The organism is Xanthomonas sp. 3498, from assembly GCF_014199795.1.
In the GTDB taxonomy this organism is placed as follows: Bacteria; Pseudomonadota; Gammaproteobacteria; order Xanthomonadales; family Xanthomonadaceae; genus Xanthomonas_A; species Xanthomonas_A rydalmerensis.
Map to the genome: position 1 here is coordinate 597,249 of NZ_JACHOH010000003.1, position 15,690 is coordinate 612,938.

The window sequence follows — 15,690 nt, forward strand, 5'->3', positions numbered from 1 at the left end:
CAATGATGGGGCACACAGGCACTGCCACCCCTGCAGAACGCGCACGATTATTGCCGCATCAGGCAGACGGGGTAAAGGGCGCCCGATGTCGACGACCAACGCCGATGCAGGCCCCAAACGGCTGCGGAACTCCAGGCTCGGCAGTGCCCGGAGCCGCATGGACGACATGCACTAACTGCTGCGTTTGCGGAACAGCAACCAGGACACGGTCAACATCACCAAGGGCGGCAAGGCGTAGGCGATGCGGTAGTCGAACTTCAGGGCGCCGGCCATGCGTCCGAAGAACAGCTGCAGGAGCCAGAACACCAGCGCGAACAGGATGCCCAGGAACAGGCGCTTGCCCATGCCGCCGCTGCGCAGCGCGCCGAACGCGAACGGGATCGCGGCGAAGCACAGCGCCAGCACGTTCAGCGGATAGAACCAACGGCTCCAGTACTGATCCTCGTAGTCGCGCGCGTCCAGGCCGTTGCGGCGGCGGTATTCGATGCTGGTGTGCAGGTCGCGCGCCGACAGGTTGCGCGGCTTGGCCAGGCCCGAGGCCAGTGCCGCCGCATCCAGGCGCGATTGCCACGGCAGGCTGTCGAACTTCTCGCGCTGCACCGAGCGCTCGGCGAAGGTGTCGCGGTAGGCCTGCTTGAGGGTCCAACTGCTGTGACGGTGCTCGGCGATGGCGGCGTGGGTCAGCGAGGCCAGCCGGCCGCTCTCGTCCAGCGTGTACAGGCGCACGTCGCGCAACTCCAGCCAGGTGCCGCCGTCGTCCTCCAGGTGCTCTTCGCCGGCCTGGGCATTGAGGAAGGTGTTGCCCTCGCGCGCCCACAGCCCGGAATAGCGGGCCATGCTCATGTCGCCGTTGTACTTGGCGTTGGCCTTGATCGCGTCGGCCTGGTTCTGCGCCCACGGCGCCAGGGTCTCGCCGTTGAACACCATGGCCACGGTCAGCACCGCCATGGTCGAGGCCGCGGCCAGGCTCAGCCGGCGCCGCGACAGGCCCAGCGCGCGCAGCGCGGTCAGTTCGGAGGTGGCGGCGAGCTGGCCCAGGCCCATCAGCACGCCGATCACCGCGCCGGTCGGGAACAGGGTGTAGGCGCGGCGCGGCACCGTGTAGGCCACGAAGGCAGCGGCATGGCCCAGGCTGTAGCTGCCGGTGCCGATGACCTTGAACTCGTTGGACAGGGCCATGATCACGTCCAGGCCCAGCAGCACCGCCCAGGTCAGCAGCACCGTGCCGAGCACGGCGCGGCCCACGTACACATCGTGCAGGTTCGGACGCAGCCTCATGCCGCCTGCCTCCGCGGCCGCGACAGCCGGCCATCGCGCAGGTACATCCACACCGACAGCGCCAGCAACGGCAGCGTCAGCCACCACAGGCCGAGCGCACGTGGCAGCTTCTCGGTGCTCAGCCACTGGGTGCCGAGGAACATCAGGTTGGTGCCGACCAGGTAGGCCAGGAACGCCAGCATGATCCGGCCGTAGCGCTGCTGCCGCGGCGAACTGCGCGACAGCGGCAGGGTCAGCAGGGCGAAGGCCAGCGCCAGCAACGGCGGTGCCAGGCGCGCGTGCAACTGCGCATTGGCCTGCGGGCGCGGATCGCCGATCAGCTTGCCGGTGGGCAGCAGTTCGGGGTCATCGTCCTTGCGCGCGGCGTTGCGGTCGGGCAGCGCCACGTCGTTGCTGACGAACCGCATCATCCGGTAGTCCAGCCCGTCGCCGGCCAGCGGCCCCTCGACCCGGTAGCCATCCTCCAGGCGCAGGTAGCGGTCGGCCTTGCCCTCGAAGAACATGGCGCCGCGCTGCGCGGTGACCACGTCCAGGCGGCCGTCCTTCTGGCGCTGCATGAACACCTTGCTGAGCTTGGTGCCGTCCCCGGACAGGGTGCTGATGTAGACGATGCCGCCATCGGACAGCGGGGTGAAGCGCCCCGCCTCCAGCCCGGCCATCAGCAGGCTGTGGTTGGCCTCGTCGATCAGCCGGTCGGAGGTGCGGTCGGCCCAGGGGCCCAGCCACAGCGAGCACATGCCGACCAGGGTCACCACCGGGATCACCAGCATCAGGATCGGCCGCAGCAGGCGCCGCGGACCGACGCCGATGGCGGTGATCACGGCCATTTCCGAGTCGCGGTACAGGCGCGCGAGCGCCAGCAGCAGGCCCAGCATCAGCGCCAGCGGCAGGATCAGCGGCAGGTACACCACGAACTGCAGGCCCAGCTGTGAAAACAACAACTTGGCCGGGATGCGGCCATCGGCGATGTTGCCCAGGATGTCCACCAGCACACCACCGACGCTGACCACCAGCAGCACGATCAGGGTGGCAGAGAAGCTCTGGACGAAATCGCGCAGCAGGTATCGATCGAGCTTCGGCATGGGGGTGGGTTGATTTAAACTCTCGGATTCGTTCGCGGCTGCCCCAGCCTATCCGACTGGGGGTAAAGAGTCCGCGATTGTACGGATTTGCCAACGGAATCTGATCAATGGCCCTGGAATTCACCCTGAACCACGACGCCCCGGCCACCGCGGCGTTCGACTGCATCGTCGTCGGCGTGTTCGCCGACAAGCGCCTGTCCCCGGCCGCCCAGGCCCTGGACGCGGCCAGCGGCGGACGCCTGACCGCCCTGGCCGAGCGCGGCGACGTCAGCGGCAAGACCGGCGCTACCGCCCTGCTCCACGACCTGCCCGGCGTGAAGGCGCCGCGGGTGCTGGCCGTGGGCCTGGGCGACGCCGCCAAGTTCGGCGTGCCGCAGTACCTGAAGGCGATCGGCGACGCCGCGCGCGCCCTCAAGAGCGGGCCGGCGGGCAGCGCGCTGCTGACCCTGAGCGAGCTGGAGGTGAAGGGCCGCGACCAGGCCTGGGCGATCCGCCAGGCGGTGATCGCCAGCGACCACGCCTGCTACCGCTACACCGCCACCCTCGGCAAGAAGAAGCCCGACGACAGCGGCCTCGCCCGCCTGGCCGTGCACGGCAACGACGCCACCGCGCTGGCCCAGGGCGAAGCGATCGCCGCCGGCGTGACGTTCGCCCGCGAACTCGGCAACCTGCCGCCGAACCTGTGCACCCCGGCCTACCTGGCCGAGACCGCGGCCGCCTTCGCCCAAGGCGTGGAGGGCGCCGAGGCCGAGATCCTCGACGAGACGCAGATGCAGGAACTGGGCATGGGCTCGCTGCTGGCGGTGGCGCGCGGCTCGGCCAACCGCCCACGGCTGCTGGTGCTGAAGTGGAACGGTGGCGGCGACGCCCAGCCCTACGTGCTGGTCGGCAAGGGCATCACCTTCGACACCGGCGGCGTCAACCTGAAGACCCAGGGCGGCATCGAGGAGATGAAGTACGACATGTGCGGTGGCGCCAACGTCATCGGCACCTTCGTCGCCGCCGCGACCGCGCGCCTGCCGCTGAACCTGGTGGTGGTGGTGCCGGCGGTGGAGAACGCGATCGACGGCAACGCCTACCGCCCGTCGGACGTGATCACCAGCATGTCTGGCAAGACCATCGAGGTCGGCAACACCGACGCCGAAGGCCGCCTGATCCTGTGCGACGCGCTGACCTACGCCGAACGCTTCAAGCCTGCGGCGCTGATCGACGTGGCCACCCTCACCGGCGCCTGTATGGTCGCCCTCGGCCACCAGACCGCCGGCCTGATGAGCAAGCACGACGACCTGGCCGCTGAACTGCTGGCCGCCGGCGAGCACGTGTTCGACCGCGCCTGGCGCCTGCCGCTGTGGGACGAGTACCAGGGCCTGCTGGATTCCAGCTTCGCCGACGTCTACAACATCGGCGGCCGCTGGGCCGGCGCGATCACCGCCGGCTGCTTCCTGTCGCGCTTCACCGAAGGCCAGCGCTGGGCGCACCTGGACATCGCCGGCGTGGCCAGCGACGAAGGCAAGCGCGGCATGGCCACCGGCCGGCCGGTGGGCCTGCTGTCGCAGTGGTTGCTCGACCGCGTTGCAGGCGGCGCGGCGTGATTGGGGAGTCGGGATTGGGGATTCGTGAAAGGCGCCTCCGTGTTCCCTTTCCGCGCCTCTTGCTCTGGCAGGCGACCGTGATCCGCGGTTGCCAATCCCCAATCCCGAACAACGAATCCCTGCCCTGATGCGCGCCGACTTCTATCTGATCGCCAAGCCGCGGTTCCTCAACGAACCGTTGCGACTGGTGTGCGAGCTGGCGCGCAAGGCCAACGACGCCAACCTGTGGACGCTGGTGCTGGCGCGCGACATGGCCCAGGCCGAGGAACTGGACGAGCTGTTGTGGGCGTTCGATGCCGACGCCTACATCCCGCACCAGATCGCCGACGCCGATGCCGACGAAGAAGAGGCGCAGGTGCTGATCGTCCCGCCCGGTGTCGACGCGCCGGAACGCCCGCTGGTGATCAACCTGCGCGATGCGCCCTACCTGGGCGCCTGCGAGCGCGTACTGGAAGTGGTCCCGGCCGACCCGTCCGCGCGCGAACCGCTGCGCGAGCGCTGGAAGCAGTACAAGGCCCAGGGCTACGCGGTCAGCAAGCACGATATGTGATGGAGCCGGGATTGGGGATTGGGGATTCGGGATGGGTCCCTGCCCCACCCCATCATCGGCACCGCACGGCAACGAATCCCGAATCACGACTCCCCAATCCCGGCTTCCCCATGACCACCCTCGCCTCCAGCTACGATCCCAAGTCCTTCGAATCGCGCCTGTACGCGCAATGGGAAGCGTCCGGTTACTTCGCGCCGTCCGGGAAGGGCGAACCGTATACCGTGCTGCTGCCGCCGCCGAACGTGACCGGCACGCTGCACATGGGCCACGCCTTCCAGCAGACGCTGATGGATGCCCTGGTGCGCTACCACCGCATGCGCGGCTTCGACACGCTGTGGCAGGTCGGCAGCGACCACGCCGGCATCGCCACCGAGATGGTGGTGTCGCGCAACCTGACCCTGGAAGGCAAGGGCGAGACCCGCGATTCGCTGGGCCGCGACGGCTTCATCGCCAAGGTCTGGGAGTGGAAGCAGCACTCCGGCGACACCATCGAGCGGCAGATGCGCCGCCTCGGCACCTCGGCCGACTGGTCGCGCAGCACCTTCACCATGGATCCGCAGCCGTCGGCGGCGGTGATCGAGGCCTTCGTGCGCTGGCACGAACAGGGCCTGATCTACCGCGGCCAGCGCCTGGTCAACTGGGACCCGGTGCTGAAGACCGCGATCTCCGACCTGGAAGTGGAGAACGTGGAGGAAGACGGCTTCCTGTGGTCGATCGCCTACAAACTGGAAGATGGCGCCAGCTACGAGCACGTCGAGCACGACGCCGACGGCCACGAGACCCTGCGCGAGACCCGCGACTACCTGGTGGTCGCCACCACCCGCCCCGAAACCCTGCTCGGCGATACCGCGGTCATGGTGCACCCCGAGGATGCGCGCTACGCGCACCTGATCGGCAAGACGGTGACACTGCCGCTGACCGGCCGCCGCGTGCCGGTGATCGGCGACGACTACGTCGACCGCGCGTTCGGCACCGGCGTGGTCAAGGTGACCCCGGCGCACGACTTCAACGACTACCAGGTCGGCGTGCGGCATGGGTTGCCGATGATCAACCTGTTCACCCCGACCGCCGCGCTCAACGACAGCGTGCCGGAGCCGTACCGCGGCCTGGACCGCTACGATGCGCGCAAGGCGGTGCTGGCCGACCTCGAAGACCTCGGCATCCTGGTCGAGACCAAGCCGCACAAGCTGCAGGTGCCGCGCGGCGACCGTACCGGCCAGGTGATCGAGCCGTACCTGACCGACCAGTGGTTCGTGAAGATGGACGCGCTGGCCAAGCGCGGCCTGGAACTGGTCGAGTCCGGGCAGATCCAGTTCGTGCCGCCGAACTGGATCAACACCTATCGCCACTGGATGGAGAACATCCAGGACTGGTGCATCAGCCGCCAGCTGTGGTGGGGCCATCGCATTCCGGCCTGGTTCGACAACGCCGGCAACTGCTACGTCGGCCGCGACGAGGCCGATGCGCGCGCCAAGGCTGGCCTCGGCGCCGACGTCGCCCTGCACCAGGACAGCGACGTGCTGGAGACCTGGTTCTCCTCGCAGCTGTGGCCGTTCGCGACCATGGGCTGGCCGGAGCCGCAGGCGATGGCCGAGCGCGGCTTCGACCGCTACCTGCCGTCGAGCGTGCTGGTCACCGGCTTCGACATCATCTTCTTCTGGGTGGCGCGCATGATCATGGCCACCGACAGCTTCACCGGGAAGGTGCCGTTCCGCGACGTCTACATCACCGGCCTGATCCGCGACAAGGACGGGCAGAAGATGTCCAAGTCCAAGGGCAACGTGCTCGATCCGCTGGACATCATCGACGGCATCAGCATCGAGGACCTGGTCGCCAAGCGCACCACCGGGCTGATGCAACCGCGCATGGCCGAGAAGATCGAGAAGGCCACGCGCAAGGAATTCCCCGAGGGCATCATCGCCCACGGCGCCGATGCGCTGCGCTTCACCATCGCCGCGCTGGCCGGCCACGGCCGCGACATCAAGTTCGACCTGGGCCGCGCCGAGGGATACAAGAATTTCTGCAACAAGCTGTGGAACGCCAGCCGCTTCGTGCTGATGAACACGCGCCAGGAAGATGCGGACGCGGCGACAATCACGAACGCGTCGCCACGCGCCCAGATGGCGAACCACGCGGACACCGCTTTGAATGCCGGTTCAGCCACGCAACAGCCGGTGACCGATGCCGAGAAGTGGATCCTGCTGCGCCTGCAGGCGGTCACTGCCGAAGCGCAGGCGCAGTTCGCCGCGTACCGCTTCGACCTGCTCGCGCAGTGCCTGTACGAATTCGCCTGGAACGAGTTCTGCGACTGGTTCCTGGAACTGACCAAGCCGGCGCTGAACGGCGACGACGCGGCCGCCGCCGACAGTACCCGCCACACCTTGCTGCATGTGCTGGAAACCCTGCTGCGCCTGCTGCATCCGCTGACCCCGTTCGTCACCGAGGAACTGTGGCAGCAGGTGGCGCCGCGCCTGGGCATCGCCGCGCCGACCATCTCGCTGCAGCCGTACCCGGATGCGGCGGCGATGGACGTGGCCGCCTATGCCGGCGCCGCGGCCGACGTGGAATGGCTGAAAGCGATGGTGTCGGCGCTGCGCCGCGTGCGCAGCGAATTGCAGGTGGCGCCGTCGCGGCAGGTGCCGCTGCTGCTGCAGGGCGGCCAGGCGCAGGACCGCGCGCGGGTCGAACGCTTTGCCGCGCAACTGCGCTTCCTGCTCAAGCTCGAGGCCATCCAGTGGCTGGACGACGGCGCGACCGCGCCGGCCGCAGCCACCGCGATCGTCGGCGAACTGAAACTGCTGGTGCCGCTGGAAGGCCTGGTCGACCTGGATGCCGAACGCCTGCGCCTGGACAAGGAGATCGCCCGCGTCGCGTCCGAGAAGGACAAGAGCGAAGCCAAGCTGGGCAAGTTCACCGACAAGGTGCCGGCCGCGGTGATCGAGCAGGAACGCCAGCGCCTGGCCGACTGGAGCGCGCAGCTGGACGGCCTGCGCGAGCAGCGCGCCAAGCTGTAACGCGAGCGATTGGGCCGCCTCCGCCCATCACGGCGGTGGCGGAGGCGTCGTCATGCAGCATCGCGCTGCGACGAACGCGCGATGTGGGAGGGACTTCAGTCCCGACGCGCTGCACCATCAAACGGCAAGCGGTGCTGTTTGTCGCGGCCGAAACCGCTCCTGCAGTGAGGCTCGTCGTTATTGGATCTGCCTGGAGTCGCTCCTACAGTTGGCTCCCACAACGCATCTGCAACGAGAGCGGCCAACGATAAAAGCGGCTCCGCGCCTGATCACTGACATTCCACGAACGCGCGCAACGCCGCCGCCCGGCCTTGCGGGCGGCAGCGCAGCGACGCACTCAGAGCTTGCCGGCGCCGGCCTTGGCCTTGACGTCCGCCGCCACCTTGTTCGCCGGCAGCAGCGAATAGGTGTACGGCGGGGTCCAGCCGATGTTGTTGTTCCAGGAACAGGTCAGCGCCTGGCCGTTGAGCAGCGAGCCGAAGTCGCGGTAGACGCTGCCGCCGTAATCGGCCGCGATCTTGTCGCAGCTGCTCACGCCGCTGATGTCGAACACGTTGTTCTCGGAGAAGATCTTCGATTCCTTGCCCACGCCGTGCGCGTAGGAGAACGGATACACCGCGTTGCTGGTGCTGCCCACGTGGTAGTTGTTGTAGAGGTGTACCTGACCGAAGCGCACCCGCGGCGCGCGCGCGGAGATGTTCTCGAACAGGGTGTTGTGGATGGTCACCTTGAGCTTGCCGCTGTCGGTGCTGGAGGCGCTGTCGCTGGAGCCGATCAGGTTGTTCTTCTCGTGCGACTTGAACGCCGAGTAGGACACGGTGACGTAGTTGGCGCCCTTCTTGATGTCCAGCGCGCCGTCGTGGTGCTGTTTGGGCCGGCCGTTGGCGGTGCCGTTCTGGTCGTCGGTGCGGCGGCCGTCGGTGAAGGTCACATGGTCCACCCACACGTTGCTGGCACCCTCGATGGTCATGCCGTCGTATTCGGAATTCCAGTTGCCGGCGCTGCCGTCGTTCGGATCCCACACCGGTTGCGGATCCCACGGATTCTCGATGGTCAGGTTGCGCACGATCACGTCGTTGGCCTTGACGTAGAAATAGCCCTCGCGGATCTCGGCGTTGCTGCCGACGCCGATCAGCGTGGTCTTGGTGGGCACGTCCAGGCGCGCGCGGCTCTTCATGTCCGCAGTGGTGCTGTACGGCGTGCCTTCGCTGATGTCGATGATGCCGTTGACCTTGATGATGCGGCCGTTGCTGCCGGCACTGGCCTTCAGCGCGGCCTTCAGCTGCGCCGCGGTGCTGACGCTGTAGACATCGGCGGCGGCGGCCTTGGAGCCGCCCTTGGTGCCGCCGTTCTGCGTCGCCCAGCCGGTGCTGGCGACCTCCAGGCTGGCGTCGGCATGGGCGGCGCCGGCGATGCCGGCCAGGCACAGGGCCAGGCCGAAGGTGCGCAGCGGCGAGCGCGGCGATGGAGCGATGCGGGACTGCGTGGTCATCCTGGAAACCTCGTGAGCATGCGTGGTTTGGACGCAGGCGCGCGCGTTCCGCAGCAGCGGAATGCACGGCGACGCCTGCGCGGTCGCTGTCCCCTCGGACAACTGCGGGTCATGCCTTCGTGGGAGGCAGGCGCCGAAGAGGCGCGCACTGTAGGGACCGCGCGGCGTGTGTAAAGGGACGATGTAGACACCCACGATCCAGCCGCACGATATGGGAGCCGCGTCGCACGAATTGCCTGCGCGCAACAGGGCGCCGCAGCGCCGTCGCTGCGGGACAACAACGCTGTCCCACCGACAGAAGGCGACATTGCACAGTTCGCCTGCGACGGCGCAAAAACGCCGCGAAAACCACAACAGGCGGGTGACGGCACACGTCGGTCATCGCCGATCGACGCGCGGCACGTAGCACGCAGGTGCACTGGCCGCAGCGAACACGACGCCGACATCGCCAAGCGCCTGCAGCGCGATCGCCTAGATCAGGTTGCGACGCGCACGCAGCGCAGTACATCGCACCGGCCAGACGCAGGCCAGCACTCACCCACACCGGCCGCTTGCGCCGGCGCCTTCCGCACACACGCGGCAGCACTGCTCGAATGAAACCGCACGTCGCCCGTGGCGGACGCGCAGAGGCCTCAGGACATGCCGTCGAAGAACAGCTCGATCGCCATCACCAGCGCGTCCTCGCGGCCGTTCGCGGCCGGGTAGTAGCGCGGGCGCCGGCCGATCTCGTTGAAGCCTTCGCTGTGATAGAGCGCGATCGCATTGGGATTGGATGGCCGCACTTCCAGGAATACCCGGCGCGCGCCGAGGTCGACGCCGTACTTGATCAGCGCGCGCAGCAGCAGTCGGCCGTAGCCGCGCGACTGCCGCTCCGGCGCCACGCAGACGTTGAGGATGTGCGCCTCGTCGGCGGCGACGCTGATCACCCCGTAGCCGACGATCGTGCCCTCCTCCACCAGCACCCAGCCCGGGTAACCGGCCTGCAGGCAGTCGCGGAAGATGCCGCGGGTCCAGGGGAAGGGATAGGCGCGGCGCTCGATCTCCATCACCGCATCCAGATCGGTTTCGCGCAAGGCGCGCAGCGTGGCCGCTGGCGCAGGCGCCGACCCGAGCGCGCTCATCGCGGCGTCCGCTTGCGCAGCGCGCGCAGTTGCGGCCACAGCGCGCGCTTGGCCGCGGCATTGCCGCGCAGTTCGTCCAGCGGCCAGGTCGCCATCAGCGCCTGCGTGGCCGGATCGTTGGGATTGAGGCCGGAAGCGCGCAGCAAGGCGATCTGCAGGCGATCGGGCAGGCGCAGGCCGACCCGACGCGCCGCTGCCGCAGGTGCCGCACGCACCGCGTCCGGCGCTTCCGCCGGTGGCGGCGGCGCCGACGCGCGGCGCCGTTCCGGCAACTCGGCGGCCGGCAGCTCGGCGGCGCGGCCTCCCCGCGGTGGCGCCGATCCGGGCGCCGACCGCTGTACCGGCGCTACGGGCTCCACCTCCGGCGTCGGCGCCGGTTCGATCACCGCCGCGGCATCCACGTACACGGTGTGGCCGAGCGCCTGGAGCCAGCCGACCTGCTCGGCCGACCACAACGGCGCATCCATGGATGCGTGCTCGCTCATGTCGCGTCCGGCACCTTGCGCCAGCGCCGCCACAGCCACAGACAGGGCCCGGACAGCGCGTACAACACGCCGATCGCCAGCAGCGCCCGCGCCAGGTCGATCACCAGCACCGCCAGCACGATCGGCGCCAGCACCAGCATCAGGAACGGCACCCGGTCGGTGCGCGGGCCCTTCTCGCCACTGCCCTTGAAGCTCCAGAAACGGATGCGGCTGACCATCAGCAGCGCCGCGGTCACGGTCAGGCCCAGCGCCACGTAACGCAGTTGTTCGCCGTCCCAGCCCAGCGAGCCGTCGGCGAAGGACCAGACGAAGGCCATCATCAGCCCGGCCGCGGCCGGGCTGGCCAGGCCCACGAACCAGCGCTTGTCGACCGTGCCGACCTGGGTATTGAAGCGGGCCAGGCGCAGCGCGGCGCAGGCCGCGTACAGGAACGCCGCCGACCAGCCGACCCGGCCCAGCATGCTGCCGTCGAACTTCAGCGCCGACAGCGACCAGTGGTACATCACCAGCGCCGGCGCCATGCCGAAGCTGACCAGGTCGGCCAGCGAGTCGTACTGCACGCCGAATTCGCTGCTGGTGCCGGTCAGCCGCGCCACACGCCCGTCCAGCCCGTCCATCACCGCAGCCACGAACACCGCCACGCTGGCGTGCACGAACTGGCCGTTGGCGGCGGCGATGATGGCGTAGAAACCGGAGAACAGGCCGGCGGTGGTGAACAGGTTCGGCAGCAGGTAGATGGTGCGCGAACGGGGGGGCGGTCGGGATGAGTCCATCCCGTCAGTCTAATCGACTTGCCAGGCCCGTCGGCGGGTGCTGCAATCGGCGCTCCCGCCGCGCCCCTGGAGACCGCGATGCGCGCCCTGCCCCGGTTTTGCTGCCTGCCCCTGCTCGCCGTCAGCGGCATGCTCGGCGCCACCACCCTGTACCAATGGAAGGACGCGCAGGGCGTCACCCACTATGCCGAGACCCCGCCGCCCGGCGGCAAGTACCAGGTCCGCAAGGTCGACACCCGCGGCGACGCCCCGGCCGAGACGCCCGAGGCGGCCCCGGCCGAGAACGGCCAGTGCCTGACCGCGCGCAAGAACCTGGACATCCTCAACAAGCCCGGCAGGATCACCACCGACAGCGATGGCGACGGCAAGCCGGACGGGGAACTGGACGAATCCCAGCGCGGCGCGCAGAAGGCCCTGGCCGAGGCCGCGATCAAGGCCTACTGCTCGCCGGCGGCCGCACCCGCCAAGTAACCCGAACGCGCGGCGCCGGCCGCGGGCAATGCCCGCAGCGCCGGCAATGACTGGCAAAATGGGCGACCCGCCGTCTGCGAAGCCCCTCGATGCGCCTTTCCCAGTTCCACCTGCACACCACCAAGGAAACCCCGGCCGACGCCGAACTGGTCAGCCACCAGCTGATGCTGCGCGCGGGCATGATCCGCAAGCTCGCCTCCGGCCTGTACACCTGGTCGCCGCTGGGCCTGCGCGTGCTGCGCAAGGTGGAAGCGGTGGTGCGCGAGGAAATGAACCGCGCCGGCGCGGTGGAAGTGCTGTTCCCGACCATCCAGCCGCGCGAGCTGTGGGATGCCACCGGGCGCTGGAGCAAGTTCGGCGGGCTGATGCTGCGCATGCAGGACCGCAAGGAGCAGGACTACTGCTACAGCCCGACCGCCGAAGAGGCCGCCGCCGATTTCGCGCGCCAGGAACTCAACAGCTACAAGCAGCTGCCGGTCAACTTCTACCAGATCCAGACCAAGTTCCGCGACGAGATCCGGCCGCGCTTCGGGGTGATGCGCGCGCGCGAGTTCCTGATGAAGGACGCCTACTCGTTCCACCTGAGCGATGAGGACCTGGCGCGCGAATACGAGAACATGAAGGCGGCCTACATCCGCATCTTCACCCGCCTGGGGCTGCAGTTCCGCGCGGTGCAGGCCGATTCCGGCGACATCGGCGGCGACGCCTCGCAGGAATTCCACGTGCTGGCCGAGTCCGGCGAGGATTCGCTGGCGTTCTCCACCGGCTCGGACTACGCGGCCAACGTCGAAGCCGCGGTCGCCGCGGCACCGGCGCCGCGCGCGGCGGCAAGCGAGGAGCTGCGCAAGGTCGCCACGCCCACCCAGAAGACCTGCGAGGCAGTGGCCGAGCTGCTCGGCATCCCGCTGCAGCGCACGGTCAAGTCGGTGGCGGTGATGGCCGGCGAGCGCTTCGTGCTGGCGCTGGTGCGCGGCGACCACACGGTCAACGAGATCAAGCTGGGCAAGGTCGCCGGCCTGGCCGGCTACCGCATGGCCAACGAGGCCGAGATCCTCGCGCACCTGGGCAGCGAGCCGGGCTTCCTCGGCCCGCTGGGTCCGCGCCAGCCGATCCGCGTGGTCGCCGACCGCGACGTCGCGGCGCTGGCCGACTTCGTGGTCGGGGCCAACGAACGCGGCTTCCACCTGGCCGGGGTCAACTGGGGCCGCGACCTGCCGGAACCGGACGCCGTGGCCGACCTGCGCAACGTGGTCGAGGGCGAACGCGCCCACGACGGTGGCGAGATCCGCCTGGCCCGCGGCATCGAGGTCGGCCATGTATTCCAGCTCGGCCGCCAGTACGCGCAGGCGCTGGATGCCACCGTGGTGGACGAGCACGGCAAGACCGTGACGCTGGCGATGGGCTGCTACGGCATCGGCATTTCCCGCATCGTCGCCGCGGCGATCGAGCAGAACCACGACGACGCCGGCATCCGCTGGCCGCAGCCGATGGCGCCGTGGACGGTGGCGGTGTGCGTGATCAATCCCAAGCGCGACCCGGCGGTCGACGCCGCCGGCGAGGCGTTGCTGGCGGAACTGCAGCAGGCCGGGCTCGATGCGGTGCTGGACGACCGCGGCCTGCGCCCCGGCGCGATGTTCGCGGATATCGAATTGATCGGCGTTCCGCACCGGGTGGTGGTCTCGGAACGGGGTTTGGCCGCCGGTACGTTCGAATATCGCGCGCGCAGCGGCGGCGATGCCGAACACCTGGACCGCGCCGCCTTGCTGGCGCGATTGCAGGGGTAATGTCTGGGGCCGGGAGATTATCCCGGCCCTTTTTCTTTACGCGCTCATCACGCTCGCAAGCGAATTCTCCGGATATCGCTGCAATTGAATACATCCCGTATAAGCGGATCGGGAAATGGTGCAGCGGTATCCCGCTTGCAGATGCCTGCCGGGAATAAGCCGAATATTTGTCAAACCGATAACACATCATTATCATTCTTCGCTGGCCAGGGAATGGCGGACGGCCACCACCCATTTTCCGGAGTAAAGATGACCATCGATCTCAGCGGCCTGTCGGCCAAGCAATTGGGCGCGCTCATCAAGACCGCCAAGAAGCAGCAGTCCATCGTCGCCAAGCGCCCCCCCATCGCCAAGGTCCGCACCCAGCTGACCCGCCTGGCCAAGAGCCACGGCTACAGCATCGAGGAAGTCTTCGGTGGCGCCGCCCCCGCCGCACGCGGCCGCAAGGCCGGCAAGCCGGGTCCGAAGCCGGGCCGCAAACTGGGCAAGGTTCCGCCGAAATACCGCAATCCCGCCAATGCCGCCGAAACCTGGACCGGCCGCGGCAAGCAGCCGCGCTGGCTGGCCGATCTGGTCGCCAAGGGCAAGAAGGTCGACGATTTCCTGATCGCCGGCGGCGCTGCCAAATCCGCCGCGCCGGCCAAGAAAACCGCCAAGAAGGCGGTCAAGCGCGTGGCCAAGAAGGCCAGCAAGAGCGCCGCGCCGAAGGCCTGATCCGCCTCGGTGACCGCAGTGAAAAACGCCGGCGCATGCCGGCGTTTTTTATTACCGGATTCAAAGATTCTTGCGCGCCGGTACCAGCAGATTGCCGAACAGCAGGCCGGCGACCAGCGCCATCACGATATTGGTCACCGTCAGCAGTGCCGATTGCCCGACGAGCACGTCCTGCTGCTGCACCAGGGTCAACAGTCCGCGCAGACTGGCGCTGCCGGGCACCAGCATGATGATGCCCGGCAACCGGACCAGGGCCCCTGGCCGGTGCACGATGCGGCCGAACAGATTGCCGGCCGCAGTCAACACCATCGCCGACAGGAAGATGCCGACCGGGCTGCCCCAGGCGTCGCCGGCGAAGCGCGCGATCGCATAACCGGCCACCGATGCGGCCATCACGAATGGATAATCGCGGCCGCTGGCCTTGAACAGCAGCGCGAACGCATAGGCGGCGACCAGCAGCGAGGCCCATTCCACCCAGCCGTGCTGCGGCCGCGACGCCCTCACCATCGGCTCCAGGCCGAGCAGTTGCGCCAGGGTCACCGCGATCACCGCGCCGACGGTCAGCTTGAGGACGGTGGTGACCGCGCCGGCGAAGCGCGCCGTGCCCGAGACCCAGTGCTGGCTGGTCAGTTCGTTGACCGCATTGGTCAGCGCCATCCCCGGCAGCAGCACCACCAGCGAAGCGATGATCACCGTATTGAGATTGAGCGGCGCCACGAAACTGGCCACCAGGGTCGCGACGAAACCGGCCAGCAGCGCCGCCAGCGCGTCGTTGGCTTCCTTGGTCGCCGGGCGCTTGTCGGTGAGCTGGGTCAGCACGCCGATCAGCAGGCCGATCACCGTGGCGGTGGCGATGTCCAGCCACGGCAGGCGCCACAGCCCGGCCACGCCGGCCGCGGCCAGGCCGAAGCCGAGCACCTGCATCGCCACCCAGCGCCGCCCCGGCGGCTGGTCCAGCTGGCGCAGCGCGGTGTGGCCCTGGGCCACGCTCATGCGCCCGCTGGCCACGTCGTCGGCGATGCGATCGGCGACGCTGAGCTTGTGCAGATCGTTGTCGCCCGGCGCCAGCCGCACCACGCGGGTGATGTCGCTGGAGCCGATCGCCTTGGTCGGGTCGCTGAAGCTGAGGATCAGCCCGGTCGGGTTGGACCAGGGTTCGCAATCCAGGTCCAGCTGCTGCGCCAGCGCCACCACCGCCGCCTCCAGCCGCTGCGCGGTGGTGCCATAGGTGTGCAGTCGTCCGGCGATGTCCGAGACGAAGGCGATGCGCTGCGCGTAGGTCGCGTTGGCGGAGGGACTGACGGTGGGAGCGGCGGGCATGTCGGCTAGTATGG

13 protein-coding genes are annotated in these 15,690 nt (G+C 68.7%); 6 read left to right on the top strand and 7 right to left on the bottom strand.

Going from position 1 to position 15,690, the window contains the following annotated elements; translation table 11 throughout:
• Positions 1-171: 171 nt before the first annotated feature.
• Positions 172-1,278: an LPS export ABC transporter permease LptG gene (lptG, locus tag GGR66_RS12380; protein ID WP_160968937.1), complete on the bottom strand. Its 1,107-nt coding sequence runs from the start codon at positions 1,276-1,278 to the stop codon at positions 172-174.
• On the bottom strand, positions 1,275-2,360 hold the full coding sequence (gene lptF / locus GGR66_RS12385) for an LPS export ABC transporter permease LptF (RefSeq protein ID WP_184448422.1): 1,086 nt from the start codon (positions 2,358-2,360) through the stop codon (positions 1,275-1,277). Before lptF ends, lptG begins: the two co-directional genes overlap by 4 nt.
• Positions 2,361-2,467: 107 nt before the next feature.
• Between lptF and GGR66_RS12390 the strand changes: the two genes are divergently transcribed.
• The 3 genes from GGR66_RS12390 to GGR66_RS12400 all read left to right on the top strand — a co-directional run bounded on the left by GGR66_RS12390 (position 2,468) and on the right by GGR66_RS12400 (position 7,516).
• A complete protein-coding gene (locus GGR66_RS12390; RefSeq protein WP_184448423.1) occupies positions 2,468-3,952 on the top strand; it encodes a leucyl aminopeptidase in 1,485 nt (494 codons plus the stop codon).
• 124 nt (positions 3,953-4,076) lie between these two features.
• Positions 4,077-4,502 carry a DNA polymerase III subunit chi gene (locus GGR66_RS12395; protein ID WP_160968945.1) on the top strand — a complete coding sequence of 142 codons (426 nt, stop codon included), beginning with the start codon at positions 4,077-4,079 and terminating at the stop codon, positions 4,500-4,502.
• Positions 4,503-4,612: 110 nt separating this feature from the next.
• On the top strand, positions 4,613-7,516 hold the full coding sequence (locus GGR66_RS12400) for a valine--tRNA ligase (protein WP_184448424.1): 2,904 nt from the start codon (positions 4,613-4,615) through the stop codon (positions 7,514-7,516).
• 337 nt (positions 7,517-7,853) lie between these two features.
• On the opposite strand, the gene GGR66_RS12405 is transcribed toward GGR66_RS12400, so the two are convergent.
• The 4 genes from GGR66_RS12405 to pssA all read right to left on the bottom strand — a co-directional run bounded on the left by GGR66_RS12405 (position 7,854) and on the right by pssA (position 11,387).
• Positions 7,854-9,008 (bottom strand): pectate lyase, encoded by a 1,155-nt coding sequence (locus GGR66_RS12405; RefSeq protein ID WP_184448425.1) that lies wholly within the window; start codon positions 9,006-9,008, stop codon positions 7,854-7,856.
• A 632-nt stretch (positions 9,009-9,640) separates the two neighbouring features.
• Positions 9,641-10,129 carry a ribosomal protein S18-alanine N-acetyltransferase gene (rimI, locus tag GGR66_RS12410; RefSeq protein WP_160968927.1) on the bottom strand — a complete coding sequence of 163 codons (489 nt, stop codon included), beginning with the start codon at positions 10,127-10,129 and terminating at the stop codon, positions 9,641-9,643.
• A complete protein-coding gene (locus GGR66_RS12415) occupies positions 10,126-10,596 on the bottom strand; it encodes an alanine acetyltransferase (protein ID WP_184448498.1) in 471 nt (156 codons plus the stop codon). The genes rimI and GGR66_RS12415 overlap by 4 nt, the downstream gene beginning before the upstream one ends.
• Positions 10,597-10,610: 14 nt before the next feature.
• Positions 10,611-11,387, bottom strand: a complete 777-nt coding sequence (pssA, locus tag GGR66_RS12420; protein ID WP_048491588.1) for a CDP-diacylglycerol--serine O-phosphatidyltransferase — start codon at positions 11,385-11,387, stop codon at positions 10,611-10,613.
• 78 nt (positions 11,388-11,465) lie between these two features.
• On the opposite strand from pssA, the gene GGR66_RS12425 reads away from it, so the two are divergent.
• From GGR66_RS12425 to GGR66_RS12435, 3 genes are all read left to right on the top strand, one after another.
• Positions 11,466-11,858: a DUF4124 domain-containing protein gene (locus tag GGR66_RS12425; protein ID WP_184448426.1), complete on the top strand. Its 393-nt coding sequence runs from the start codon at positions 11,466-11,468 to the stop codon at positions 11,856-11,858.
• 89 nt (positions 11,859-11,947) lie between these two features.
• Positions 11,948-13,642, top strand: coding sequence for a proline--tRNA ligase (locus tag GGR66_RS12430; protein WP_160968921.1), 1,695 nt, complete (start codon positions 11,948-11,950; stop codon positions 13,640-13,642).
• 249 nt (positions 13,643-13,891) lie between these two features.
• Positions 13,892-14,356 (top strand): H-NS histone family protein, encoded by a 465-nt coding sequence (locus GGR66_RS12435; protein WP_160968919.1) that lies wholly within the window; start codon positions 13,892-13,894, stop codon positions 14,354-14,356.
• A 60-nt stretch (positions 14,357-14,416) separates the two neighbouring features.
• On the opposite strand, the gene GGR66_RS12440 is transcribed toward GGR66_RS12435, so the two are convergent.
• On the bottom strand, positions 14,417-15,676 hold the full coding sequence (locus GGR66_RS12440; protein ID WP_160968917.1) for a threonine/serine exporter family protein: 1,260 nt from the start codon (positions 15,674-15,676) through the stop codon (positions 14,417-14,419).
• Positions 15,677-15,690 lie beyond the last annotated feature (14 nt).